The organism is Pseudoxanthomonas sp. SL93 (genome assembly GCF_026625825.1).
In the GTDB taxonomy this organism is placed as follows: domain Bacteria; phylum Pseudomonadota; class Gammaproteobacteria; order Xanthomonadales; family Xanthomonadaceae; genus Pseudoxanthomonas_A.
Window position 1 is genome coordinate 1,859,028 of the sequence record NZ_CP113065.1, and the last position, 23,340, is coordinate 1,882,367.

19 protein-coding genes and 4 tRNA genes are annotated in these 23,340 nt (G+C 64.6%); all 23 read right to left on the reverse strand.

Annotated elements, in window-relative coordinates; translation table 11 throughout:
* Nucleotides 1–6: 6 nt before the first annotated feature.
* A complete protein-coding gene (gene rplB / locus OVA13_RS08835; RefSeq protein WP_267793394.1) occupies nucleotides 7–834 on the reverse strand; it encodes a 50S ribosomal protein L2 in 828 nt (275 codons plus the stop codon).
* A gap of 11 nt (nucleotides 835–845) precedes the next feature.
* Entirely contained in the window at nucleotides 846–1,145 is a 300-nt protein-coding gene (gene rplW / locus OVA13_RS08840) for a 50S ribosomal protein L23 (protein ID WP_267793395.1), read from the reverse strand.
* Nucleotides 1,142–1,747 (reverse strand): 50S ribosomal protein L4, encoded by a 606-nt coding sequence (gene rplD / locus OVA13_RS08845; protein WP_267793396.1) that lies wholly within the window; start codon nucleotides 1,745–1,747, stop codon nucleotides 1,142–1,144. Before rplD ends, rplW begins: the two co-directional genes overlap by 4 nt.
* Before the next feature lie 11 nt (nucleotides 1,748–1,758).
* Entirely contained in the window at nucleotides 1,759–2,412 is a 654-nt protein-coding gene (rplC, locus tag OVA13_RS08850) for a 50S ribosomal protein L3 (RefSeq protein ID WP_267793397.1), read from the reverse strand.
* Nucleotides 2,413–2,422: 10 nt separating this feature from the next.
* Nucleotides 2,423–2,734, reverse strand: coding sequence for a 30S ribosomal protein S10 (gene rpsJ / locus OVA13_RS08855; protein WP_162109793.1), 312 nt, complete (start codon nucleotides 2,732–2,734; stop codon nucleotides 2,423–2,425).
* A gap of 514 nt (nucleotides 2,735–3,248) precedes the next feature.
* Complete coding sequence (gene tuf, locus OVA13_RS08860; RefSeq protein WP_267793398.1) at nucleotides 3,249–4,439, reverse strand: elongation factor Tu; 1,191 nt, start codon at nucleotides 4,437–4,439, stop codon at nucleotides 3,249–3,251.
* 75 nt (nucleotides 4,440–4,514) lie between these two features.
* Nucleotides 4,515–6,605: an elongation factor G gene (gene fusA / locus OVA13_RS08865; protein WP_267793399.1), complete on the reverse strand. Its 2,091-nt coding sequence runs from the start codon at nucleotides 6,603–6,605 to the stop codon at nucleotides 4,515–4,517.
* A gap of 182 nt (nucleotides 6,606–6,787) precedes the next feature.
* Nucleotides 6,788–7,255 carry a 30S ribosomal protein S7 gene (gene rpsG / locus OVA13_RS08870; RefSeq protein ID WP_267793400.1) on the reverse strand — a complete coding sequence of 156 codons (468 nt, stop codon included), beginning with the start codon at nucleotides 7,253–7,255 and terminating at the stop codon, nucleotides 6,788–6,790.
* 11 nt (nucleotides 7,256–7,266) lie between these two features.
* Nucleotides 7,267–7,641 (reverse strand): 30S ribosomal protein S12, encoded by a 375-nt coding sequence (gene rpsL / locus OVA13_RS08875; protein ID WP_267793401.1) that lies wholly within the window; start codon nucleotides 7,639–7,641, stop codon nucleotides 7,267–7,269.
* 232 nt (nucleotides 7,642–7,873) lie between these two features.
* Nucleotides 7,874–12,097: a DNA-directed RNA polymerase subunit beta' gene (gene rpoC / locus OVA13_RS08880; protein ID WP_267793402.1), complete on the reverse strand. Its 4,224-nt coding sequence runs from the start codon at nucleotides 12,095–12,097 to the stop codon at nucleotides 7,874–7,876.
* A gap of 135 nt (nucleotides 12,098–12,232) precedes the next feature.
* A complete protein-coding gene (rpoB, locus tag OVA13_RS08885; protein ID WP_267793403.1) occupies nucleotides 12,233–16,381 on the reverse strand; it encodes a DNA-directed RNA polymerase subunit beta in 4,149 nt (1,382 codons plus the stop codon).
* Nucleotides 16,382–16,617: 236 nt separating this feature from the next.
* Nucleotides 16,618–16,989, reverse strand: coding sequence for a 50S ribosomal protein L7/L12 (gene rplL, locus OVA13_RS08890; RefSeq protein WP_267793404.1), 372 nt, complete (start codon nucleotides 16,987–16,989; stop codon nucleotides 16,618–16,620).
* A 66-nt stretch (nucleotides 16,990–17,055) separates the two neighbouring features.
* On the reverse strand, nucleotides 17,056–17,586 hold the full coding sequence (rplJ, locus tag OVA13_RS08895) for a 50S ribosomal protein L10 (RefSeq protein ID WP_267793405.1): 531 nt from the start codon (nucleotides 17,584–17,586) through the stop codon (nucleotides 17,056–17,058).
* Nucleotides 17,587–17,965: 379 nt separating this feature from the next.
* The gene (gene rplA, locus OVA13_RS08900) at nucleotides 17,966–18,664 is read right to left on the reverse strand and encodes a 50S ribosomal protein L1 (RefSeq protein WP_267793406.1); all 699 of its coding nucleotides are present in this window, start codon (nucleotides 18,662–18,664) and stop codon (nucleotides 17,966–17,968) included.
* 3 nt (nucleotides 18,665–18,667) lie between these two features.
* Nucleotides 18,668–19,096: a 50S ribosomal protein L11 gene (gene rplK, locus OVA13_RS08905; RefSeq protein ID WP_055945202.1), complete on the reverse strand. Its 429-nt coding sequence runs from the start codon at nucleotides 19,094–19,096 to the stop codon at nucleotides 18,668–18,670.
* A gap of 197 nt (nucleotides 19,097–19,293) precedes the next feature.
* On the reverse strand, nucleotides 19,294–19,851 hold the full coding sequence (gene nusG, locus OVA13_RS08910) for a transcription termination/antitermination protein NusG (RefSeq protein ID WP_267793407.1): 558 nt from the start codon (nucleotides 19,849–19,851) through the stop codon (nucleotides 19,294–19,296).
* A 13-nt stretch (nucleotides 19,852–19,864) separates the two neighbouring features.
* Nucleotides 19,865–20,254, reverse strand: a complete 390-nt coding sequence (gene secE, locus OVA13_RS08915; protein WP_267793408.1) for a preprotein translocase subunit SecE — start codon at nucleotides 20,252–20,254, stop codon at nucleotides 19,865–19,867.
* A gap of 99 nt (nucleotides 20,255–20,353) precedes the next feature.
* Nucleotides 20,354–20,429 (reverse strand) — tRNA-Trp (locus OVA13_RS08920).
* 102 nt (nucleotides 20,430–20,531) lie between these two features.
* Nucleotides 20,532–21,722 (reverse strand): elongation factor Tu, encoded by a 1,191-nt coding sequence (tuf, locus tag OVA13_RS08925; RefSeq protein ID WP_267793398.1) that lies wholly within the window; start codon nucleotides 21,720–21,722, stop codon nucleotides 20,532–20,534.
* A 39-nt stretch (nucleotides 21,723–21,761) separates the two neighbouring features.
* Nucleotides 21,762–21,837, reverse strand: a tRNA-Thr gene (locus tag OVA13_RS08930).
* Between the two features lie 52 nt (nucleotides 21,838–21,889).
* A tRNA-Gly gene (locus OVA13_RS08935) sits at nucleotides 21,890–21,963 on the reverse strand.
* A 39-nt stretch (nucleotides 21,964–22,002) separates the two neighbouring features.
* Nucleotides 22,003–22,088 (reverse strand) — tRNA-Tyr (locus OVA13_RS08940).
* Between the two features lie 109 nt (nucleotides 22,089–22,197).
* A complete protein-coding gene (gene ychF / locus OVA13_RS08945; RefSeq protein WP_267793409.1) occupies nucleotides 22,198–23,289 on the reverse strand; it encodes a redox-regulated ATPase YchF in 1,092 nt (363 codons plus the stop codon).
* Nucleotides 23,290–23,340: the final 51 nt, after the last annotated feature.

A 23,340-nucleotide genomic window follows, 5' to 3' on the forward strand; every position in this document is an offset into this window, starting at 1 on the left:
GGTCGATTAGCCCCTACGATCGCGGACGATGAATTGCTGGGTGCGCTTGTTCTTGCGCGTCTTGTAACCCTTAGTCGGCACGCCCCACGGGGTGACCGGATGCGGATTACCCTGGCCGGCCTTGGCCTCACCACCACCGTGCGGATGGTCAACCGGGTTCATCGCCGCACCGCGGACGGTCGGCTTGATACCGCGCCAGCGCTTGGCACCGGCCTTGCCCAGCTTTTCCAGGCTGTGCTCGTCGTTGCCGACTTCACCGACGGTGGCGCGGCACTCGACCTGCACCTTGCGCATTTCGCCGGAGCGAAGACGCAGCGTGGCGAAACCCTGCTCACGAGCGACCAGTTGCACGGCGGCGCCGGCGGCACGGGCGATCTGCGCGCCCTTGCCGGGCTTCAGCTCGATGCCGTGGACAGTGGTACCGACCGGGATGTTGCGCAGCGGCAGCGTGTTGCCGGCCTTGATCGGCGCGTCGCTGCCGGCGATGACCTGGTCACCGGCCTTCAGGCCCTTCGGGGCGATGATGTACCGGCGCTCGCCATCGACATAGCACAGCAGCGCGATGTGCGCGGTGCGGTTGGGATCGTATTCGATCCGCTCCACGCGCGCCGGGATGCCTTCCTTGTCGCGCTTGAAGTCGATGATGCGGTAGTGCTGCTTGTGGCCACCGCCGATATGACGGGTGGTGATGCGACCGTGGTGGTTGCGACCGCCGGACTTGCTCTGCTTTTCCAGCAGCGCAGCATGCGGGGCACCCTTATGCAGGTCAGGCGTCACCACGCGGACCGCCGAACGGCGACCGGGAGAGGTGGGTTTGAATTTCATCAATGGCATGTGGTTCTACCTCAGGCCTTGGCCGACACGTCGATCGCCTGGCCATCGGCCAGACGCACGTACGCCTTGCGCCAGTCGCCGCGGCGGCCGGCGCGGTTACGGAAGGCTTTGTTCTTGCCCTTCACGTTGACCACGTTGACCGTCTCGACCTTGACGTCGAACAGCTGCTCGACCGCGGCCTTGACATCGGCCTTGGTGGCATCGTTCGAGACTTCGAAGACGTATTGATTGGAGAGTTCCTGCAGACGCACGGTCTTTTCGGACACACGCGGGGCACGCAGGACGGCGAAAATCTTCTCGTTGCTCATCATGCCAGCCACTCCTCGACCTTCTTGACGGCATCAGCGGTGATCACCACCGAGTCGGCACCGACCAGCGCGGCCGGATCCAGGCCCTGCACGTCGCGCACTTCCACGTAGGGAAGGTTGCGGGCCGACAGGTACAGGTGCTCGGAGGCTTCTTCGGTGACGATCAGCGGACGCTTGCCCACTTCCAGGCCCTTGAGCTTGGAGATCAGGCCCGAGGTCTTGGCGGAATCGACATCGAACGCGTCGACGACGAGCAGGCGGCCCTGGCGGTTGAGCTCCGACAGGATGGCCTTCATCGCGGCGCGGTACATCTTGCGGTTGACCTTCTGCGCGAAGCTGCGCGGCTTCGCCGCGAAGGTCACGCCGCCACCGACGAAGATCGGAGCGGTCAGGGCGCCGTGACGTGCACCGCCACCCTTCTGCTTCTTCGACTTCTTGGTGGTGCCGTTGACCTCGGAGCGGGTCTTCTGCGCCTTGGTGCCGGCACGGCCGGCGTTGCGGTAGGCAACGACCACCTGGTGGACCAGGTCTTCGCTGAATTCACGGCCAAACACGTCGTCGGAAACCGACAGCTTGTTGGCGCTACCTGTGATGGCTAGTTCCATTGTCGTTCTCCTCAACCCTTGCTGGCCGGACGCACGATCACGTCGCCACCCGGCGCACCCGGCACGGCGCCGCGAACGGCGATCAGGCCGCGCTCGGCGTCCACGCGGACGATTTCCAGGTTCTGCGTGCTCTGCTGCACGGCACCCATGTGACCGGACATCTTCTTGCCCGGGAACACGCGGCCCGGCGTCTGGCGCTGACCCAGCGAACCCGGCGCGCGATGCGACAGCGAGTTACCGTGGGTGGCGTCGCCCATGCGGAAGTTCCAGCGCTTGATGGTGCCCTGGAAGCCCTTGCCCTTGGTGACGCCCTGGACGTCGACGATCTGGCCGACTTCGAAGATGTCAGCCTTGATCTCGCCGCCGACGGTGAAGTCGCCCAGCTTGTCGGCTTCGACGCGCAGCTCCCACAGGCCGCGACCGGCTTCGACCTTGGCCTTGGCCAGGTGACCGGCGACAGGCTTGGTGATCAGCGAGGCGCGACGGGTGCCCACGACCACCTGCACGGCGCTGTAGCCGTCGGTTTCCGGGGTCTTGATCTGGGTGATGCGGTTCGGGGTGGCTTCAATCAGCGTCACCGGAATGGACTTGCCATCTTCGGTGAACACCCGGGTCATGCCGGCCTTGCGGCCAACGAGACCCAACGAATATTTCTTCGCGGTCATGGTCGGTGCCTCAGGTCAGCTTGATCTGGACGTCGACGCCGGCAGCCAGTTCGAGCTTCATCAGCGCGTCCACGGTCTTGTCGTTGGGGTCGACGATGTCGAGCACGCGCTTGTGCGTGCGGGTCTCGTACTGGTCACGCGCGTCCTTGTCGACGTGCGGCGAAACGAGGATGGTGAAGCGCTCGATCTTGGTGGGCAGGGGGATCGGGCCGCGCACTTGCGCGCCGGTCCGCTTTGCCGTTTCAACGATCTCGCTGGCCGAGCGGTCGATCAAGCGATGATCGTACGCCTTGAGCCGGATTCGGATCTTTTGGTCCGCCATGACGGATATTCCTTCGTTAAAAGAGCGACGGGCGCGGCCTCTGGGATGCCTTGCCCCTGATTGGTCCAGACTGTTTCGGTCCCCGCAGGGCGCGTGGATTCCACGACCTGCCTGTTGCCTGAAACGGCTGGGGATTCTTCCTGAAAAACTAGGCAGGCCGGTAAACCGGCCCGCCCAGACATGAAAGTATAGGACGCGTGACAAACCCCGTCAATAGCGGGGCGCCCTGCCCGGCTGGGCCGGCAGGTCTGGCACGCGACACTCCGTGTCTGGCGAACACGAGGCACTTCCTGCGCCTCTTTTCGCGGTATGACCGACGGCCTCCCAGGGGGCGTCGGCAGCAATGCGTTCCCGCCGGAAGGCCATCAGGCCATTCGAGGGGCGCGAATCATAACCCTGTTTGCCGGAATTTTCCAGCAAATCCACGCATTCAGGTGCGGATTCCGGAAAAAGGCCGGCGATAGGCCAGCAAAAACCCGGGCACACCTGCGTGTGCCCGGGTTTCGTGGACTGCTTACTTGATGATCTTGGCCACCACGCCGGCGCCGACGGTACGGCCGCCTTCGCGGATCGCGAAACGCAGGCCTTCGTCCATTGCCACCGGGTTGATCAGCGTCACCACCATCTTGATGTTGTCGCCCGGCATCACCATCTCCACGCCTTCCGGCAGGGTCACGGCGCCCGTGATGTCCGTCGTGCGGAAGTAGAACTGCGGACGGTAGCCCTTGAAGAACGGCGTGTGACGGCCACCCTCGTCCTTGGACAGCACGTACACTTCGGCTTCGAACTCGGTGTGCGGGGTGATCGAACCCGGCTTGGCCAGCACCTGGCCACGCTCCACGTCGTCACGCTTGGTGCCGCGCAGCAGCAGACCGGCGTTGTCGCCCGCCTGGCCCTGATCCAGCAGCTTGCGGAACATTTCCACGCCCGTGACCGTGGTCTTCTGGGTCGGACGGATACCGACGATCTCGATTTCCTCGCCCACCTTGATCACGCCACGCTCGATACGGCCGGTCACCACGGTGCCGCGGCCCGAGATCGAGAACACGTCTTCCACCGGCATCAGGAACGGCTTGTCGACGTCACGCTCCGGGGTCGGGATGAACGAGTCCAGCGCGTCCACCAGCTTCAGGATCGCCGGCACGCCGATCTCGCTCTGGTCGCCTTCCAGCGCCAGACGGGCCGAACCGTGGATGATCGGGGTGTCGTCGCCCGGGAACTCGTACTTGCTCAGCAGTTCGCGGACTTCCATCTCCACCAGCTCCAGCAGCTCGGCGTCGTCCACCATGTCGGCCTTGTTCAGGAACACGACGATGTACGGCACGCCCACCTGGCGCGACAGCAGGATGTGCTCGCGCGTCTGCGGCATCGGGCCGTCAGCGGCCGAGCACACCAGGATCGCACCGTCCATCTGCGCCGCACCGGTGATCATGTTCTTCACGTAGTCGGCGTGGCCCGGGCAATCCACGTGCGCGTAGTGGCGCGCGGCAGATTCGTATTCCACGTGGGCCGTCGAGATCGTGATGCCGCGCGCCTTCTCTTCCGGCGCCGCGTCGATCGCGTCGTATGCCTTGAATTCACCACCGAAACGCTCTGCGCCCACCTTCGTCAGCGCCGCCGTCAGCGTCGTCTTGCCGTGGTCAACGTGGCCAATCGTGCCCACGTTCACGTGCGGCTTGGTGCGTTCGAATTTACCCTTTGCCATTGTCTTCTACCTTCGTTATGCGTGATTCGTGACGGGAATGCAGGGCCTCGCGCTAGCGATGCCCTGCCCCAACTCTTAGTTCTTCTTGACGACCGCGTCGGCGATGTTGGCCGGCGCTTCCGCGTAATGGTCGAACTCCATCGAGAACGTGGCACGACCCTGCGACATCGAACGCAACGTGGTGGCGTAGCCGAACATTTCGCCCAGCGGCACCATCGCGGCGATCACCTTGCCGGACGGACTGTCGTCCTGGCCCTGCAGGATGCCGCGACGACGGCTCACGTCGCCCATCACGTCACCCAGATAATCTTCAGGCGTGACGATCTCGACCTTCATCATCGGCTCCAGCAGGACCGGGCTGGCCTTGCCGAACGCTTCCTTGAAGGCCATCGAACCGGCGACCTTGAACGCCATTTCGTTGGAGTCGACGTCATGGAACGAGCCGTCCACCGCCTTGATGGCCACGTCGACCACCGGGAAGCCGGCCAGCGGGCCGCTCTTCATGGCGTCTTCGATGCCCTTGCCCGCGGCAGTGACGTATTCCTTCGGCACCACGCCACCGACGATGGCGCTTTCGTACGAGAAACCCGTACCGCGCTCGACCGGCGACATTTCGATGACGATGTGGCCGTACTGGCCGCGACCGCCCGACTGGCGCACGAACTTGCCTTCCTGCTTGACGGCCTTGCGGATCGTCTCGCGGTAGGCCACCTGCGGCTTGCCGACGTTGGCTTCCACGTTGAACTCGCGCTTCATGCGGTCCACAAGGATTTCCAGGTGCAGCTCGCCCATGCCCGAGATGATGGTCTGGCCGGATTCTTCGTCGGTCTTGACGCGGAACGAGGGATCTTCCTGCGCCAGGCGGCCCAGGGCGATACCCATCTTTTCCTGGTCCGACTTGGTCTTCGGCTCCACCGCCATCGAGATGACGGGCTCCGGAAACACCATGCGCTCCAGCGTGATGATGTGATCCTGCGAGCACAGCGTGTCGCCCGTGGTGACGTCCTTCAGGCCGACCGCTGCGGCGATGTCGCCCGCGCGGACTTCCTTGATTTCGTCACGCTGGTTGGAGTGCATCTGCAGGATGCGGCCCACGCGCTCCTTCTTCGACTTGACCGGGTTGTAAACCGCGTCGCCCGAGTTCAGCACGCCCGAGTAGACGCGGAAGAACGTCAGCGAGCCCACGAACGGGTCGGTCATGATCTTGAACGCCAGCGCGGAGAACGGCTCGTTGTCGCCGGCCTTGCGGCTGTCTTCCTTCTCGTTCTCGTCCACGCCCTGCACCGGCGGACGATCGGTCGGCGACGGCAGCAGCTGGATCACGCCGTCGAGCATGGCCTGCACGCCCTTGTTCTTGAACGCGCTGCCACAGTAGACCGGAATCACTTCCACCTTCAGGGTGCGCTCGCGAAGGCCCGCGATGATCTCGGCTTCCGTCAGGTCGCCCTCGTTGAGGTACTTGTCCATCAACGCTTCGCTGGCTTCGGCCGCGGCCTCGACCATAAACGCACGGTCCGACGCCGCCTTCTCAGCCAACTCGGCCGGGATCTCGCGGTATTCGAACTTGGTGCCCTGGGAAGCCACATCCCAATGGATGTACTTCATCTTCAGCAGGTCGATGACGCCCTCGAAGCCGTCTTCGGCGCCGACCGGCACCTGCATCGGCACCGGGTAGGCACCCAGGCGCGACTTCAGCTGCTCGACGACCTTGTCGAAGTTGGCACCGGTACGGTCCATCTTGTTGACGAAGGCCAGACGCGGCACCGCGTACTTGTTGGCCTGGCGCCACACGGTCTCGGACTGCGGCTGCACGCCACCGACGGCGCACAGCACGAACACCGCGCCGTCGAGCACGCGCAGCGAACGCTCGACTTCGATGGTGAAGTCGACGTGGCCGGGGGTGTCGATGATGTTGAAGCGGTGCTGCGGCAGGGACTTGTCCATGCCCGTCCAGAACGCCGTGGTGGCGGCGGACGTGATGGTGATGCCGCGCTCCTGCTCCTGCTCCATCCAGTCCATGGTCGCAGCACCATCGTGCACTTCACCGATCTTGTGGCTGACGCCGGTGTAGAACAGGATGCGCTCGGACGTGGTGGTCTTGCCGGCGTCGATGTGCGCCATGATGCCGAAATTGCGGTAACGCTCGATGGGAGTGGTGCGAGCCACGACAGTCTCTCTTTTCTTGTTGGATCACCGGCAGCGCATGGCCGAAGGCTTTCCGTGGAGGGCGATTCTAGATGGCCGAATGCCGCCTTGCGGCGGCCTTCGGGGTCTTCGTGCGGCGAACTGAGCCGCCAAGGGCACACAGATGGTGCCAAAGGCCCTTGTTTACAAGGGCCCCCAGGCCGTTACCAGCGGTAGTGCGCGAACGCCTTGTTCGCTTCCGCCATGCGGTGGGTTTCTTCACGCTTCTTGATGGCGCCGCCACGGTTTTCCGAGGCATCCAGCAGTTCGGCGGCCAGCTTGCGCGGCATGGAGTTCTCGCCACGCTTGCGGGCGGACTCGATCAGCCAGCGCATCGCCAGCGCCATGCGACGGGAGGCGCGCACTTCGACGGGCACCTGGTAGGTGGCACCACCGACGCGGCGGGACTTCACTTCCACGGCCGGCGACACGTTGTCCAGCGCCTTCTCGACCAGCTCGAGGGCATTGGGGTTCTTCTCGCCGATGACGTCCATGGCACCGTAGACGATCTTCTCGGCGACGGACTTCTTGCCGCTGAGCATGACCATGTTGATGAAACGCGCGATCGTCTGGCTGCCGTGCTTGGGGTCCGGCAGGATTTCACGCTGGGGGGTTGAGCCTTTACGCGACATGTTCTAGTTCCTCAAGCCTTCGGGCGCTTGGCGCCGTACTTGGAGCGACCCTGGCGGCGCTTGGCGACGCCGGAGGCGTCAAGCGAGCCGCGGACGGTGTGGTAACGGACGCCCGGAAGGTCCTTCACGCGGCCGCCGCGCACCAGCACCACGGAGTGCTCCTGCAGGTTGTGGCCTTCACCACCGATGTAGCTGATGATTTCTTCCTGGTTGGTCAGGCGCACCTTGGCCACCTTGCGAAGGGCCGAGTTCGGCTTCTTCGGGGTGGTCGTGTAGACGCGCGTGCAGACGCCGCGGCGCTGCGGGCACTTGTCCAGCGCGGGCGACTGGCTCTTGTACGTGGGGGCCTGCCGCGGCTTGCGGACCAGCTGGTTGACGGTTGCCATAGTGGTTTCTTCGTGTGAAGGCCGGAGCCTTGTTTGCGTGAAAACGAAGGCAGGCCGAGAACGGCCCACCTAGACGGAAAAGTATAGCGGGCAAACGGCCGCACCGTCAACGCGACGGGGGCCGATGCCTGCTCACTGACTGCGATCCCGCCCTTCCTGGGCCGAAAACGAGGCGCCTCCTGCGCCTCATTTCGTGGTCTGGGGCGGCCTGGGGCCGCCGGCATTACAGGGTTTAGCTGGCGCTGGACTCCTCGCCCGCATCTTCGGTGGCCACCGGGGCGGCTTCGCTGCTGCTGCCGCCGGACAGTGCATCCACTTCCGCCTCAGTCAGGCCCGATGCGTTGCGGCGGCGCTGATTGTGGTACGCCAGGCCGGTACCGGCCGGGATCAGGCGACCGACGATGACGTTTTCCTTCAGGCCGCGCAGGTTGTCCTTGGTGCCACGGACCGCCGCTTCGGTCAGCACGCGGGTGGTCTCCTGGAAGGAGGCCGCGGAGATGAACGATTCGGTTGCCAGCGACGCCTTGGTGATGCCCAGCAGGACCGGGTCGTACTTGGACGGCAGCTCGTTGCGGGCGACGACCTTGGCGTTCTCCTCGATCATGCGCTGCTTCTCGACCTGCTCGCCGGCCAGGAACTTCGTGTTGCCGGCGTCGGTGATCTCGACTTTGCGCAGCATCTGGCGGGTGATCACCTCGATGTGCTTGTCGTTGATCTTCACGCCCTGCAGGCGGTAGACGTCCTGGATTTCCTTGACCAGGTAGGCCGCCAGCGGCTCCACGCCCAGCAGGCGCAGGATGTCCTGCGGGCTGGGTTCGCCGTCCACGATGGTTTCGCCCTTGGCCACGTGCTCGCCTTCGAACACGATGATCTGGCGGAACTTCGGGATCAGCTCTTCGTGCTCGGAACCGTCGGTGTCCTTGATGATCAGGCGCTGCTTGCCCTTGGTGTCCTTGCCGAAGCTGATGACGCCGGAGCGCTCGGCGAGGATGGCCGGGTCCTTCGGCTTGCGGGCTTCGAACAGGTCGGCCACGCGCGGCAGACCACCGGTGATGTCACGGGTCTTGGACGCTTCCTGCGGCACCTTGGTCACCACGTCGCCCACGCCGACGGGCGCGCCGTCCTGCAGGTTGACGATGGAGCGCGGCGGCAGCAGGTACTGGGCCGGCAGGTCCGTACCCGGGATGTTCAGGTCCTTGCCGTCCTTGTTGACGATGCGCACGATCGGACGCAGGTCCTTGCCCTGCGAACCACGACGCTTGGGATCGGTGATCTCGCGCGAGGCGAGGCCGGTCAGGTCGTCGGTCTTCTCGATGACGGTGACGCCGTCGACGAAGTCCACGAAGCGCACGAAACCGGCCACTTCCGACACGATCGGGTGGTTATGCGGATCCCAGTTGGCCACGGCCTGGCCGGCCGTGATCTGGTCGCCGTCCTTGACGTTGATGGTCGCGCCGTAAGGCAGCTTGTAGCGCTCGCGCTCGCGACCATGGCCGTCCAGCACCGACAGTTCGCCGGAGCGCGACACCGCGACCAGGTGGCCGTTGGCGTGCTCGACGAACTTGAGGTTGTTGAACTTGATGGAACCGGTGGTCTTGACCGTGATGTTGTCCACGGCCGCCGCACGCGATGCCGCACCACCGATGTGGAACGTACGCATGGTCAGCTGCGTGCCGGGCTCGCCGATCGACTGCGCGGCGATGACGCCGACCGCTTCGCCGATGTTGACGATGTGGCCACGGGCCAGGTCGCGACCGTAGCAGTGCGAGCACACGCCGAAGGTGGATTCGCAGGTGATGGTGGAACGCACCTTCAACAGCTGCACGCCGGCGTCTTCCAGCTTCTGCACCCAGGCTTCGTCCAGCAGCGTGTTGCGGGTGACGATGGGATCCTCGTCGTTGCCCGGCAGGAACACGTCCTCGGCCACGATGCGGCCCAGCACGCGCTCGCGCAGCGGCTCGACCACGTCGCCACCTTCCACGATCGGGGTCATCATCAGGCCTTCCGACGTACCGCAGTCGACCTCGGTGATCACCACGTCCTGCGCCACGTCGACCAGGCGACGGGTCAGGTAACCGGAGTTCGCGGTCTTCAGCGCGGTATCGGCCAGGCCCTTTCGGGCACCGTGGGTGGAGTTGAAGTACTCCTGCACGTTCAGGCCTTCGCGGAAGTTCGCCTTGATGGGCGTCTCGATGATCGAACCGTCGGGACGGGCCATCAGGCCGCGCATGCCGGCCAGCTGGCGGATCTGCGCCTGGCTACCACGGGCGCCGGAGTCGGCCATGATGTACAGCGAGTTCATCGACTTCTCGTTGATGGTCTCGCCCTTGGCGTTCTGCACCTTGTCGGTACCGATGGTGTCCATCATCGCCTTGGCGATGCGCTCATTGGTGCGCGACCAGATGTCGACCACCTTGTTGTAGCGCTCGCCGGCGGTGACCAGGCCGCTCTGGTACTGCTCCTGGATTTCCAGCACTTCCTGTTCGGCTTCGCCCAGGATGCCCTTCTTCTCGGCCGGGATCAGCATGTCGTCGATGCCGATGGAAACGCCGGCGCGCGTGGCGTACGCGAAGCCGGTGTACATCAGCTTGTCGGCGAACACGACCGTGTCCTTCAGGCCCAGCATGCGGTAGCTGGAGTTGATCAGGCGGCTGATGGCCTTCTTGTTCAGCTCGGTGTTGACCAAGGCGAACGGCAGGCCTTCCGGCAGGATCTCGGCCAGCAGTGCGCGGCCGATCGTGGTGTCCACGATGCTGCTCTGCTTGCTGCGGCCACCGTCCTCGTCGATCACGGTGCCGCTGATGCGGACCTTGACCTTGGCATGCAGCTCGACGGCGCGGTTGTCGTAGGCGCGCTTGACTTCGGCGATGTTGGCGAACGCCATGCCCTCGCCCTTCTTGTTCTCCAGCGCGCGGGTCATGTAGTACAGGCCCAGCACGACGTCCTGCGACGGCACGATGATCGGCTCGCCGTTGGCCGGCGACAGGATGTTGTTGGAGGACATCATCAGCGCGCGCGCTTCCAGCTGGGCTTCCAGCGAGAGCGGCACGTGCACGGCCATCTGGTCACCGTCGAAGTCGGCGTTGAACGCGGTGCAGACCAGCGGGTGCAGCTGGATGGCCTTGCCTTCGATCAGCACCGGCTCGAACGCCTGGATGCCCAGGCGGTGAAGCGTGGGCGCACGGTTCAGCAGCACGGGGTGTTCGCGGATGACTTCTTCCAGGATGTCCCAGACTTCCGCTTCTTCGCGCTCGACCAGCTTCTTGGCGGCCTTGATGGTGGTGGCCAGGCCGCGACGCTGCAGCTTGGCGAACACGAACGGCTTGAACAGCTCCAGCGCCATCTTCTTCGGCAGGCCGCACTCGTGCAGGCGCAGGGTCGGGCCGACCACGATGACCGAACGGCCGGAGTAGTCGACGCGCTTGCCCAGCAGGTTCTGGCGGAAGCGACCCTGCTTGCCCTTGATCATGTCGGCCAGCGACTTGAGCGGGCGCTTGTTGGTGCCGGTGATGGCGCGGCCGCGACGACCGTTGTCCATCAGGGCGTCAACCGATTCCTGCAGCATGCGCTTCTCGTTGCGCACGATGATGTCGGGCGCGTTGAGCTCCAGCAGGCGGCGCAGGCGGTTGTTGCGGTTGATGACGCGGCGGTACAGGTCGTTGAGGTCGGAGGTCGCGAAGCGGCCACCATCCAGCGGCACCAGCGGGCGCAGGTCCGGCGGCAGCACCGGCAGCACGGTCATGACCATCCACTCCGGACGGTTGCCGGACTCCAGGAACGCCTCGATCAGCTTGATGCGCTTGGTGAGGCGCTTGAGCTTGGTCTCGGAGTTGGTGCTGGCGATCTCTTCGCGCAGGTTGACCATCTCGGCCTGCAGGTCGATGGTGCGCAGCAGGTCGTAGACGGCCTCGGCGCCCATGGCGGCGTCGAAGTCATCGCCATGCTCCTGGCGCGCCTGCATGAACTGTTCTTCGGTCAGCAGCTGGCGGCGCTCGAGCGTGGTCAGGCCCGGCTCGGTGACGACGTAGGCTTCGAAGTACAGCACGCGCTCGATGTCGCGCAGGGTCATGTCCAGCATCAGGCCGATGCGCGACGGCAGCGACTTGAGGAACCAGATGTGCGCGACCGGGCTGGCCAGGTCGATGTGGCCCATGCGCTCGCGGCGCACCTTGGCCAGCGTCACTTCCGTGCCGCACTTCTCGCAGACCACGCCGCGGTGCTTCATGCGCTTGTACTTGCCGCACAGGCACTCGTAGTCCTTGATCGGGCCGAAGATGGCCGAGCAGAACAGGCCGTCGCGCTCCGGCTTGAAGGTGCGGTAGTTGATGGTTTCCGGCTTCTTCACTTCGCCGAAGGACCACGAACGGATCAGGTCGGGCGAAGCCAGCGCGATCTTGATCGCGTCGAAGTCCAGCGTCTGGCGCTGCTGGTTGAAGAGGTTGAGCAGGTCTTTCATTGTCTTTCTCCGTTGGAGACGGGAATCGGGAACAGGGGACAGGGGAATGGTCGGAAGCGGGGAACCGGGTGGCGGGTGGATCGCGATCAGCGTTGGCGTACGCGATTCACCTGGCCCGACTCCCCTTCCCTGCCCTTACTCTTCCAGTTCCATGTTGATGGCGAGCGAGCGGATTTCCTTCACCAGCACGTTGAAGGATTCCGGCATGCCCGCGACCATCTCGTGGGCACCGTCGACGATGTTCTTGTACATCTGGTTGCGGCCCTGCACGTCGTCCGACTTGACCGTCAGCATTTCCTGCAGGGTGTGCGCCGCGCCGTAGGCTTCCAGCGCCCAGACTTCCATTTCACCGAAGCGCTGGCCACCGAACTGCGCCTTGCCGCCCAGCGGCTGCTGGGTGACGAGCGAGTACGGACCGGTCGAACGCGCGTGCATCTTGTCGTCCACCAGGTGGTTCAGCTTCAGCATGTGCATGTAGCCGACGGTGGTGTGGCGGTCGAACGCCTCGCCGGTGCGGCCGTCGTACAGCTGGGTCTGGCCGCTGATCGGCAGGTCCGCCAGATCAAGCATGTGCTTGATCTCGGCTTCGGCCGCGCCGTCGAACACCGGGGTGGCCATCGGCACGCCGTCGGTCAGGTTCTTCGCCAGCGCCACCAGCTCTTCGTCGCTGAACTGGCCCAGGTCCACGCGCTCTTCGCCAAGCTTCTCGTCGTGGTTGTAGATCTGGTCCAGGAACTTGCGCAGATCGGCCACCTTGGCCTGCGCTTCCAGCATGTTCTGGATCTTCCGACCCAGGCCCTTCGCGGCCCAGCCCAGGTGGACTTCCAGCACCTGGCCGATGTTCATGCGCGACGGCACGCCCAGCGGGTTCAGCACGATGTCCACGGTCTCGCCGGTGGCCATGTACGGCATGTCCTCGACCGGCACGATCGTCGACACGACACCCTTGTTGCCGTGGCGGCCGGCCATCTTGTCGCCCGGCTGGATGCGGCGCTTCACGGCCAGGTACACCTTGACCATCTTCAGCACGCCCGGGGCGAGGTCGTCGCCGGCGGTGATCTTGCCGCGCTTGTCGGCGAAGCGACGCTCGAATTCCTTCTCGTGCGCCTGGATCTGCTTCTGGGCGCGCTCGATGGCATCGGACGCGTCATCGTCCTTCATGCGCAGGGTGAACCACTCGGACTTCTTCAGGCCGTCGAGGTAGGCGTCACTGATGGCGTCGCCCTTCTTCAGGTTCGGACCACCGTTGACCACCTTGCCCACCAGCTGCGTGCGCAGACGGGCGTAGATGGCGCCTTCCAGGATGCGGAACTGGTCGTCGAAGTCCTTCTTTACGCGCTTGATCTCGCTTTCCTCGATCTGGCGCGCACGCTTGTCCTTCTCGATGCCGTCGCGGGTGAAGACCTGCACGTCGATGACGGTGCCGTCCATGCCCGGCGGCACGCGCAGCGAGCTGTCCTTCACGTCGGACGCCTTCTCGCCGAAGATCGCGCGCAGCAGCTTCTCTTCCGGGGTCAGCTGGCTTTCGCCCTTCGGCGTGACCTTGCCGACCATGATGTCGCCGGCGCGCACTTCGGCGCCGATGTACACCACGCCGCTCTCGTCCAGGCGGTTCAGCGCCTGCTCGGACACGTTCGGGATGTCGGCGGAGATTTCCTCCGGCCCCAGCTTGGTGTCGCGCGCCACGCAGGTCAGCTCTTCGATGTGGATCGTGGTGTAGCGATCCTCTTCCACCACGCGCTCGGAGAGCAGGATGGAGTCTTCGAAGTTGTAGCCGTTCCACGGCATGAACGCGATCAGCATGTTCTGGCCCAGGGCCAGTTCGCCGATATCGGTGGACGGACCGTCGGCCAGCACGTCGCCACGCGCCACCACGTCACCCACGTTCACCAGCGGGCGCTGGTTGATGCAGGTGTTCTGGTTGGAGCGGGTGTACTTGATCAGGCTGTAGATGTCGACGCCGGCATCGGTTTCCCCGGAAATCTCGTTCTCGTTGGCCTTCACCACGATGCGGCCGGCGTCGATCTGCTCGACCACGCCGCCACGGCGGGCGTTGACGGTCACGCCGGAGTCGCGCGCCACGGCGCGCTCGATGCCGGTACCGACCAGCGGTTTCTGGGCACGCAGCGTCGGCACGGCCTGGCGCTGCATGTTGGCGCCCATCAGTGCGCGGTTGGCGTCATCGTGCTCCAGGAACGGCACCAGCGCCGCAGCGACCGACACGGTCTGCATCGGCGAGACGTCCATGTAGTCGACTTCGCTGGGCGGCTTCAGCAGCGATTCGCCCTGGTAACGGCACGGCACGAACTGCTCGGTCAGGCGGCTCTTGGCGTCATGCAGCGCGTTGGCCTGCGCGATGACGTACTCGTTCTCTTCGATCGCCGACAGGTACTCGATCTCGTCGGTGATCACGCCTTCCACGACCTTGCGGTACGGGGTTTCGAGGAAGCCGTAACCGTTGGTGCGGGCGTACACGGCCAGCGAGTTGATCAGGCCGATGTTCGGGCCTTCCGGCGTCTCGATGGTGCAGACGCGGCCGTAATGGGTCGGGTGCACGTCGCGCACTTCGAAGCCGGCGCGCTCGCGGGTCAGACCGCCCGGGCCCAGGGCCGAGACGCGGCGCTTGTGCGTCACTTCCGACAGCGGGTTGTTCTGGTCCATGAACTGCGAGAGCTGCGAGGAGCCGAAGAACTCCTTGATCGCGGCGGCCACCGGCTTGGCGTTGATCAGTTCCTGCGGCGTCAGGCCCTCGGACTCGGCCATCGACAGGCGCTCCTTCACCGCGCGCTCGACGCGGACCAGGCCCACGCGGAACACGTTCTCGGCCATTTCGCCGACCGAACGCACGCGACGGTTGCCCAGGTGGTCGATGTCATCGACGGTGCCGCGGCCGTTGCGGATCTCGGTGAGTACCTTGATGACTTCCAGGATGTCCGAGGTCTCGCCGAGCGTGGCGACCAGGCGCTTGGCTTCTTCGTCGTTGCGCGCGCCGTAGTACTTCTTGTCGTACAGCACGGCTTCGCCGGTGGTTTCCTTGCGGCCCACGCGACGGTTGAACTTCATGCGGCCGACCGTGGACAGGTCGTAGCGCTCGAAGGTGAAGAACAGGTTGTGGAACAGGTTCTGCGCGGCATCCTTGGTCGGCGGCTCGCCGGGACGCATCATGCGATAGATCTCGACCAGCGCTTCCAGCTGGGTCTTGGTCGGGTCGATGCGCAGGGTGTTGGACAGGTACGGGCCGCGATCCAGGTCGTTGACCCACAGCGTGCCCACGGCGTCGACACCGGCCTTGCGGAACTTGGTCAGCTGGTCTTCGGTGATTTCGTCATTGGCCGTCGCCAGCAGCTCGCCGGTGTTGGCGTCGATCACGTCGTGCGACAGGATGCGGCCCACCAGGTATTCATCCGGCACGGCCAGCGCGGCGATGCCGGACTGCTCCAGCTGCTTCACGTGGCGCGCGGTGATGCGCTTGCCGGCTTCCACGATGACCTTGTCGCCATCGGCCAGGTCGAAGTTCAGCGTTTCGCCGCGCAGGCGCTCGGCCACCAATTCCAGCTGCACGCCTTCCGGCAGGATGTGGAAGGTGTTGACGTCGAAGAACTCGTTGAGCATCTCCTCGTTGGAGTAGCCCAGCGCGCGCAGCAGGATCGAGACCGGCAGCTTGCGGCGGCGGTCGATACGCGTGAAGAGCGCGTCCTTCGGGTCGAACTCGAAGTCCAGCCAGGAGCCGCGGTAAGGAATGATGCGGGCGCTGTACAGCAGCTTGCCCGAGCTGTGGGTCTTGCCGCGGTCGTGGTCGAAGAACACGCCCGGCGAACGGTGCAGCTGCGACACGATGACGCGCTCGGTGCCGTTCACGATGAAGGTGCCGTTGTCGGTCATGAGCGGGATCTCGCCCAGATAGACCTCCTGCTCCTTCACGTACTTGATGGCCTTGGTGGACGACTCGCGGTCGTAGATCACCAGGCGCACGGTGACGCGCAGCGGGGCGCCGTAGCTCAGGCCACGGTTGCGGCACTCGCGCTCGTCGAACACCGGCTCGCCCAGCTTGTAGCCGACGTATTCCAGCGCGGCATTGCCGCTGTAGCTGACGATCGGGAACACCGACTTCAGGGCGGCGTGCAGGCCCTTGTCGTCGCGCTTGGCGCTGTCGGTGTGCTCCTGCAGGAACTCACGGTACGAGTCGACCTGGATCGCGAGCAGGAACGGGACTTCCAGGATCGAGCGCTGCTTGCCGAAGTCCTTGCGGATGCGCTTCTTTTCGGTGAACGAGTATGTCGTCATTTGACTGTGCCTTTGGCAGCGTGTGTCGCGCGTCCGCGACCCCACGGGGGACATTCTTTCGAACGGGGGAATTTCCAGTTGGAAGTCGCTGGTATTGCCGGCACCAGCACGCCTTCTGCCGCTACTTCCAACTACAAACTCGGATTTACATCACTGCGTCTTGAAACGACCGAAGGCCAGGGGCTTTCGCCCCCGGCCTCGGGTTGTCGCCAATGGAACCCGGCGACGGATAGGACTTACTTGATTTCGACAGTCGCACCGGCGGCTTCGAGGTCCTTCTTGAACTTGTCGGAGTCTTCCTTCGACACGGCTTCCTTGACGGTCTGCGGGGCGCCTTCGACCAGGTCCTTCGCTTCCTTCAGGCCCAGGCCGGTGATGGCGCGGACGGCCTTGATGACTTCGACCTTCTTCTCGCCGGCAGCCTTCAGGATGACGGTGAATTCGGTCTGCTCTTCGACCGGGGCAGCAGCGACCGGGCCGGCAGCGGCGACGACCGGGGCGGCGGCGGAGACGCCGAACTTCTCTTCGATGGCCTTGACCAGCTCCATCACTTCCATCAGGGTCTTGCCGGCAATGGCGTCGACGATCTGTTCGTTGGAAAGGGACATGATGATTACCTTTGGAAAATTTTCTGAAATGGAGTCGCTTCTGGACGAAACGACGAGACGTCGAACTTAGGCAGTTTCTTCTGCGGCAGCTTCGGCAGCGACTTCACCGCCGCCCTGCTTGTCGGCCACGGCCTTGACGGCGCGGGCGAACATGCTGGCGGGCTCGGCGAGCACGCGGGCCAACATGGCCAGCGCCTGGTCGCGGGTCGGCAGCGAAGCCAGCACGTCGACATGGCTGGCCGGGTACAGCTGGCCACCCACGGAGACGACCTTGGCCTGCAGCTTGTCGTTGCCCTTGGCGAATTCCTTGATCAGACGACCGGCAGCGCCGGGTTCTTCCGTCGAAAACGCATACAGCAGCGGACCGACGAGCTTGTCCTTGACGCACTCGTATTCGGTACCTTCGACGGCGCGCGACGCCAGCGTGTTCTTGACAACTTTCAAGTACACGCCGGATTCGCGGGCCTTCTTGCGCATCGCGGTCATCTGGGTGACCGAGGTGCCTGCGTATTCGGCGGCGACCAGGGAGTGCGCCTTGGCGGCGACGTCTGCCAGTTCGGCGACAACTTCTTGCTTCTGGGACAGATTGAGAGCCATACACTCCTCACTAATTGACTCCGCTCACGGCTCCTGCCGCTTGCGGTCCTGGACGGCACCCTTCCGTGGGGGCCGGGGACGCGGGTAGCGTCCCGGTGGTGGCCTGTCTGACTGGCTTGCCCTTGCGGGCCTGCACCAGAAAACTTCCAGAAGGCGGCACCATCTACGCAGGCGCGTTCCCTTGCGGGGACGGATTAAGCGATCCCGCTAGCAGCGACGGCGATTCCCTGCCGGTTCGAGCATCCGTGCCCGTCGTCGTTGCGCGCTGACCGCACCTGCGGTCTTTGATGACTGTCGCTTGCGCCGGCGGACCGGCCTGGGCGACTGCCCTCAAAATGGGTTGCACCCTCCCCCGCACGCGAGGGAGGGGTGATGCGAATTACTTCAGGGACAGCGAGGACTGGTCCACGGTGACGCCGGGACCCATGGTCGAGCTGACCGAGATCTTCTGCAGGTACTGGCCCTTCGCGGTGGAAGGCTTGGCCTTCACCAGGTCGGCCAGCAGGGCCTGCAGGTTGGACTTCAGCGCTTCGTCATCGAAGCTGGCCTTGCCGATGGTGCAGTGGATGATGCCGGCCTTGTCGGTGCGGTAACGCACCTGACCCGACTTGGCATTCTTGACGGCTTCGGCCGGGTTGGCGGACACGGTGCCGACCTTGGGGTTCGGCATCAGGCCGCGCGGGCCCAGCACCGTGCCCAGCTTGCCGACCACGCGCATCGCGTCCGGCGTGGCGATGACCACGTCGTAGTTGATGTCGCCGGCCAGCATCTTCTCGGCCAGGTCGTCCATGCCGACGGCTTCTGCACCGGCGGCGGCGGCTTCGTCAGCCTTGGCGCCGGCGGGGGCGAACACCGCCACGCGCACCGACTTGCCGGTACCGGCCGGCAGCACGGTGGAACCGCGCACCTGCTGGTCGGACTTCTTGGCGTCCACGCCCAGGCGCACGGCGACGTCGACGGACTCGACGAACTTGGCCTTGGTGGCGGACTTGACGATCTTCAACGCCTCGTCGATGGCGTAGGCCTTGCCCGGGGTCACCGCGGCGAGGATGGATTTCTGTCGCTTGGTCTGTGCCATCTCTTAACCCTCTACCGTCAGGCCCATGGAGCGGGCGGAACCCGCGATCGTACGCACCGCAGCGTCCAGGTCGGCCGCGGTCAGGTCGGGTTCCTTCGCCTTGGCGATGTCCTCGAGCTGCTTGCGGGTGACCTTGCCCACCTTCTCGGTGTTCGGGCGCTTGGAGCCGGACGTGATGCCGACGGCCTTCTTCAGCAGGATGGACGCCGGGGGCGTCTTGGTGATGAAGGTGAAGGTACGGTCGGAATAGGCCGTGATGACCACCGGAATCGGCAGGCCCGGCTCCAGCTTCTGCGTGGCGGCATTGAACGCCTTGCAGAATTCCATGATGTTCAGGCCGCGCTGACCCAGCGCAGGACCGACCGGCGGCGAGGGGTTGGCCTGGCCGGCCTTCACCTGCAGCTTGATGTAACCGACAACTTTCTTTGCCATGTGAGTACTCTCCGGGTGCTAGCGCCTGTGAAGGCTCCCCATCGGACCGGGAAAATCACGCGTCCCGGCATCGCGTTTTCTTGGACGCACCAATGGCCACCCGACGGCGGCCATGGTCCCTGCCGGCGTCGCCATCAGGGAGCCGCGCAGTATAACAGGGTTTCGCGGGGCCGGCCAAACGGGCCGGACCGCCCGGGTCAGGCCTTCTCGACCTGCCCGAATTCCAGCTCCACCGGAGTGGAGCGGCCGAAGATCAGTACCGCCACGCGCAGGCGGCTCTTCTCGTAATTGACTTCCTCGACCACACCGTTGAAGTCGTTGAAGGGGCCGTCGGTGACGCGGACCATCTCGCCCGGCTCGAACAGCACCTTGGGCTTGGGCTTCTCGACGCCTTCCTGCACGCGATCGAGGATGGCAGCGGCCTCTTCGTCGCGGATCGGCAGGGGGCGATCGGCGGTGCCGCCGATGAAACCCAGCACCTTGGACGTGTCCTTCACCAGGTGCCAGCTTTCGTTGTCCATGCGCGGGATGCCACCCTCGTCATGGGTCTCGATCTGCACCAGCACGTAGCCGGGGAAGAACTTGCGCTCGGAACGGCGCTTCTGGCCGGAACGCATCTCGATGACTTCTTCGGTCGGGACCAGCACGTCGCCGAAGCGATCCTGCATGCCGTCGCGGACGATACGGTCGCGCAACGCCTGCGCCACGGACTTCTCGAAGCCCGAATAGGCATGGACGACATACCAACGCTTCACGGCAGCACTCTCCTCAACGACCAAAATTCAGGAACTTCTCGATCAACCACTGGATGGTGAAATCGAAACCAGCCAATACCAGGCTGAGGAAGATCACGACCGCGATCACCACCCAGGTGGTGCGCATGGCTTCTTCGCGGGTCGGCCATACGACCTTGCGCAGCTCGAAACGGGACTCGGCCAGGAAGTCGCGGGTATCGCGACCCTTGGCGGTCGTCAGGAACACCACCGTGCCCAGCACCAGGCCGGAGACCACCGCCAGCGAACGCAGCGGCGTGGCCCACTGGCCATTGAACCACCACCACGCGACCAGGCCACCCACGACCAGCGCCAGCGCCAGGACGTACTTGGCGATGTCGCCTGCGGAAACGGCGGCTTTGGATTGTTCGACCTTGCTGTTCAAGTCACTGTCGCTCTTGTTTCTTCAAGCCCTGCCATGCGGCCAGGCCTGGTGCGGAGGGGATGCCTTCGGCCTGTCGGAACGACCAGGGCCTGCAGGAAGTGGCACGCCAGGAGGGACTCGAACCCCCAACCTGCGGTTTTGGAGACCGCTGCTCTGCCAATTGAGCTACTGGCGTATCGGAACTTGCTAAAGGCTTCCCTTAGACGGCGAAGGCGGACCGAGGTTCCGGCCCGCCCTTCGCGCTTTCCGGCGAACCCGTCGCCGGGGCCGCAGGGGCTTACTTGATGATCTTGGCCACCACGCCGGCGCCGACGGTACGGCCGCCTTCGCGGATCGCGAAACGCAGGCCTTCGTCCATCGCCACCGGGTTGATCAGCGTCACCACCATCTTGATGTTGTCGCCCGGCATCACCATCTCCACGCCTTCCGGCAGGGTCACGGCGCCCGTGATGTCCGTCGTGCGGAAGTAGAACTGCGGACGGTAGCCCTTGAAGAACGGCGTGTGACGGCCGCCTTCGTCCTTGGACAGCACGTACACCTCGGCTTCGAACTCGGTGTGCGGGGTGATCGAACCCGGCTTGGCCAGCACCTGGCCACGCTCCACGTCGTCACGCTTGGTGCCGCGCAGCAGCAGACCGGCGTTGTCGCCCGCCTGACCCTGGTCCAGCAGCTTGCGGAACATTTCCACGCCCGTGACCGTGGTCTTCTGGGTCGGACGGATACCGACGATCTCGATTTCCTCGCCCACCTTGATCACGCCGCGCTCGATACGGCCGGTCACCACGGTGCCGCGACCCGAGATCGAGAACACGTCTTCCACCGGCATCAGGAACGGCTTGTCGACGTCACGCTCCGGGGTCGGGATGAACGAGTCCAGCGCGTCCACCAGCTTCAGGATCGCCGGCACGCCGATCTCGCTCTGGTCGCCTTCCAGCGCCAGACGGGCCGAACCGTGGATGATCGGGGTGTCGTCGCCCGGGAACTCGTACTTGCTCAGCAGTTCGCGGACCTCCATCTCCACCAGCTCCAGCAGCTCGGCGTCGTCCACCATGTCGGCCTTGTTCAGGAACACGACGATGTACGGCACGCCCACCTGGCGCGACAGCAGGATGTGCTCGCGCGTCTGCGGCATCGGGCCGTCAGCGGCCGAGCACACCAGGATCGCACCGTCCATCTGCGCCGCACCGGTGATCATGTTCTTCACGTAGTCGGCGTGGCCCGGGCAATCCACGTGCGCGTAGTGGCGCGCGGCAGATTCGTATTCCACGTGGGCCGTCGAGATCGTGATGCCGCGCGCCTTCTCTTCCGGCGCCGCGTCGATCGCGTCGTATGCCTTGAATTCACCACCGAAACGCTCTGCGCCCACCTTCGTCAGCGCCGCCGTCAGCGTCGTCTTGCCGTGGTCAACGTGGCCAATCGTGCCCACGTTCACGTGCGGCTTGGTGCGTTCGAATTTACCCTTTGCCATGGCTGCTAGTTCTCGAGTGGATCGTAAAGGAATGGTATGTGGTGCTCACGAAAGGAATCGAACCTTCGACCTCCTCCTTACCAAGGAGGTGCTCTACCGACTGAGCTACGTGAGCGTGAAACGTTTTCTGTTGCCTGATATGACGCAGACCCTGCGCTAGCGTTCAGTGGAGCGGGAGACGGGAATCGAACCCGCACTAGTAGCTTGGAAGGCTACAGTTCTACCATTGAACTACTCCCGCACCGGGAGACCACTACAACTCAAAACAACAACGAAATTCTGGTGGAGGGAGGTGGATTCGAACCACCGAAGGCGTAAGCCAGCAGATTTACAGTCTGCCCCCGTTGGCCGCTTGGGTATCCCTCCGGAGTCACCGGACTGACCAGGCCGGGCGGCCAAATCAAACCAGGGTGAAACAGCCCGAGATTTTGGCGTGAAGCGGCGCGCCTGTCAACGCGCCAGCGACATTTTTTTGTCAGACATTGAACCGGAAGTGGAGGACGTCGCCCTCCTGCACCCGGTATTCCTTGCCTTCCAGGCGCAGGCGGCCGGCATCGCGCGCACCGGATTCGCCCTTGTACTTGATGAAATCATCGAACGCGATGGTCTCGGCGCGGATGAAGCCCTTCTCGAAATCGGTATGGATCACCGCTGCGGCCTGCGGCGCCGTGGAGCCGGCCTTCACGGTCCAGGCACGCACTTCCTTCACGCCCGCCGTGAAATACGTCTGCAGTCCGAGCAGCTTGTAGGCGGCGCGGATCACACGGTTCAGGCCGGGCTCGTCCAGGCCCAGGTCGGCCAGGAAGGTGTCGCGGTCGGCATCGTCCAGTTGGGACAGCTCCTCCTCGATGGCCGCCGACACCGGCACCACCTCGGCGCCCTCGGCCGCGGCGCGCGCGCGCACCACGTCCAGGTGGGGATTGTTCTCGAAGCCGTCCTCGAGGACGTTGGCGACGTACATGACCGGCTTCAGGGTAAGCAGGAACAGGTCGCGCACCAGCGCCTTCTCCTCGTCGTCCAGCCCCAGCGCGCGGCCCGGCTTGCCGTCGCTGAGGCCGGCATGCAGCTTCTGCAGCACGGGCTTGCGGGCGATGGCATCCTTTTCGCCGGCTTTGGCTGAACGTTCGGCGCGGTTCAGTGCCTTTTCGACACTATCGAGGTCGGCCAGCGCCAGCTCGGTATCGATGGTGTCGATGTCCGACAGCGGGTCGACCTTGCCGGCAACGTGAACGATGTCTCCGTGCTCGAAGCAGCGCACCACATGGGTGATGGCATCGACTTCGCGGATGTGGGCCAGGAACTTGTTGCCCAATCCTTCGCCGCTGGCCGCACCCGCCACCAGGCCGGCGATGTCGACGAACTCGACCGCCGTCGGGATCAGCTTCTGCGGCTTGACGATCTCGGCCAGCTGGTTGAGGCGCGGGTCCGGTACCGGCACCACGCCCACATTGGGCTCGATGGTGCAGAACGGGAAGTTGGCCGCGGCGATGCCCGCCTTGGTCAGCGCGTTGAACAGGGTCGACTTGCCCACGTTGGGGAGGCCGACGATGCCGCATTTGATACCCATGTCTACATCCGTGATTCGTGATTCGTGATTGGTGATTCGGGGGCCGATCCA

Excerpts from the sequence above, each read along its gene's own strand:
- rplC (WP_267793397.1), bottom strand. The coding sequence starts at position 2,412 with ATGACCGCGAAGAAATATTCGTTGGGTCTCGTTGGCCGCAAGGCCGGC.
- rpsG (WP_267793400.1), bottom strand. The coding sequence starts at position 7,255 with ATGTCGCGTAAAGGCTCAACCCCCCAGCGTGAAATCCTGCCGGACCCC.
- rplW (WP_267793395.1), bottom strand. The coding sequence starts at position 1,145 with ATGATGAGCAACGAGAAGATTTTCGCCGTCCTGCGTGCCCCGCGTGTG.
- rplK (WP_055945202.1), bottom strand. The coding sequence starts at position 19,096 with ATGGCAAAGAAAGTTGTCGGTTACATCAAGCTGCAGGTGAAGGCCGGC.
- rpsL (WP_267793401.1), bottom strand. The coding sequence starts at position 7,641 with ATGGCAACCGTCAACCAGCTGGTCCGCAAGCCGCGGCAGGCCCCCACG.
- tuf (WP_267793398.1), bottom strand. The coding sequence starts at position 4,439 with ATGGCAAAGGGTAAATTCGAACGCACCAAGCCGCACGTGAACGTGGGC.
- rplL (WP_267793404.1), bottom strand. The coding sequence starts at position 16,989 with ATGTCCCTTTCCAACGAACAGATCGTCGACGCCATTGCCGGCAAGACC.
- rplD (WP_267793396.1), bottom strand. The coding sequence starts at position 1,747 with ATGGAACTAGCCATCACAGGTAGCGCCAACAAGCTGTCGGTTTCCGAC.
- rpoB (WP_267793403.1), bottom strand. The coding sequence starts at position 16,381 with ATGACGACATACTCGTTCACCGAAAAGAAGCGCATCCGCAAGGACTTC.
- ychF (WP_267793409.1), bottom strand. The coding sequence starts at position 23,289 with ATGGGTATCAAATGCGGCATCGTCGGCCTCCCCAACGTGGGCAAGTCG.
- rplJ (WP_267793405.1), bottom strand. The coding sequence starts at position 17,586 with ATGGCTCTCAATCTGTCCCAGAAGCAAGAAGTTGTCGCCGAACTGGCA.
- rplA (WP_267793406.1), bottom strand. The coding sequence starts at position 18,664 with ATGGCACAGACCAAGCGACAGAAATCCATCCTCGCCGCGGTGACCCCG.
- rplB (WP_267793394.1), bottom strand. The coding sequence starts at position 834 with ATGCCATTGATGAAATTCAAACCCACCTCTCCCGGTCGCCGTTCGGCG.
- rpoC (WP_267793402.1), bottom strand. The coding sequence starts at position 12,097 with ATGAAAGACCTGCTCAACCTCTTCAACCAGCAGCGCCAGACGCTGGAC.
- tuf (WP_267793398.1), bottom strand. The coding sequence starts at position 21,722 with ATGGCAAAGGGTAAATTCGAACGCACCAAGCCGCACGTGAACGTGGGC.
- rpsJ (WP_162109793.1), bottom strand. The coding sequence starts at position 2,734 with ATGGCGGACCAAAAGATCCGAATCCGGCTCAAGGCGTACGATCATCGC.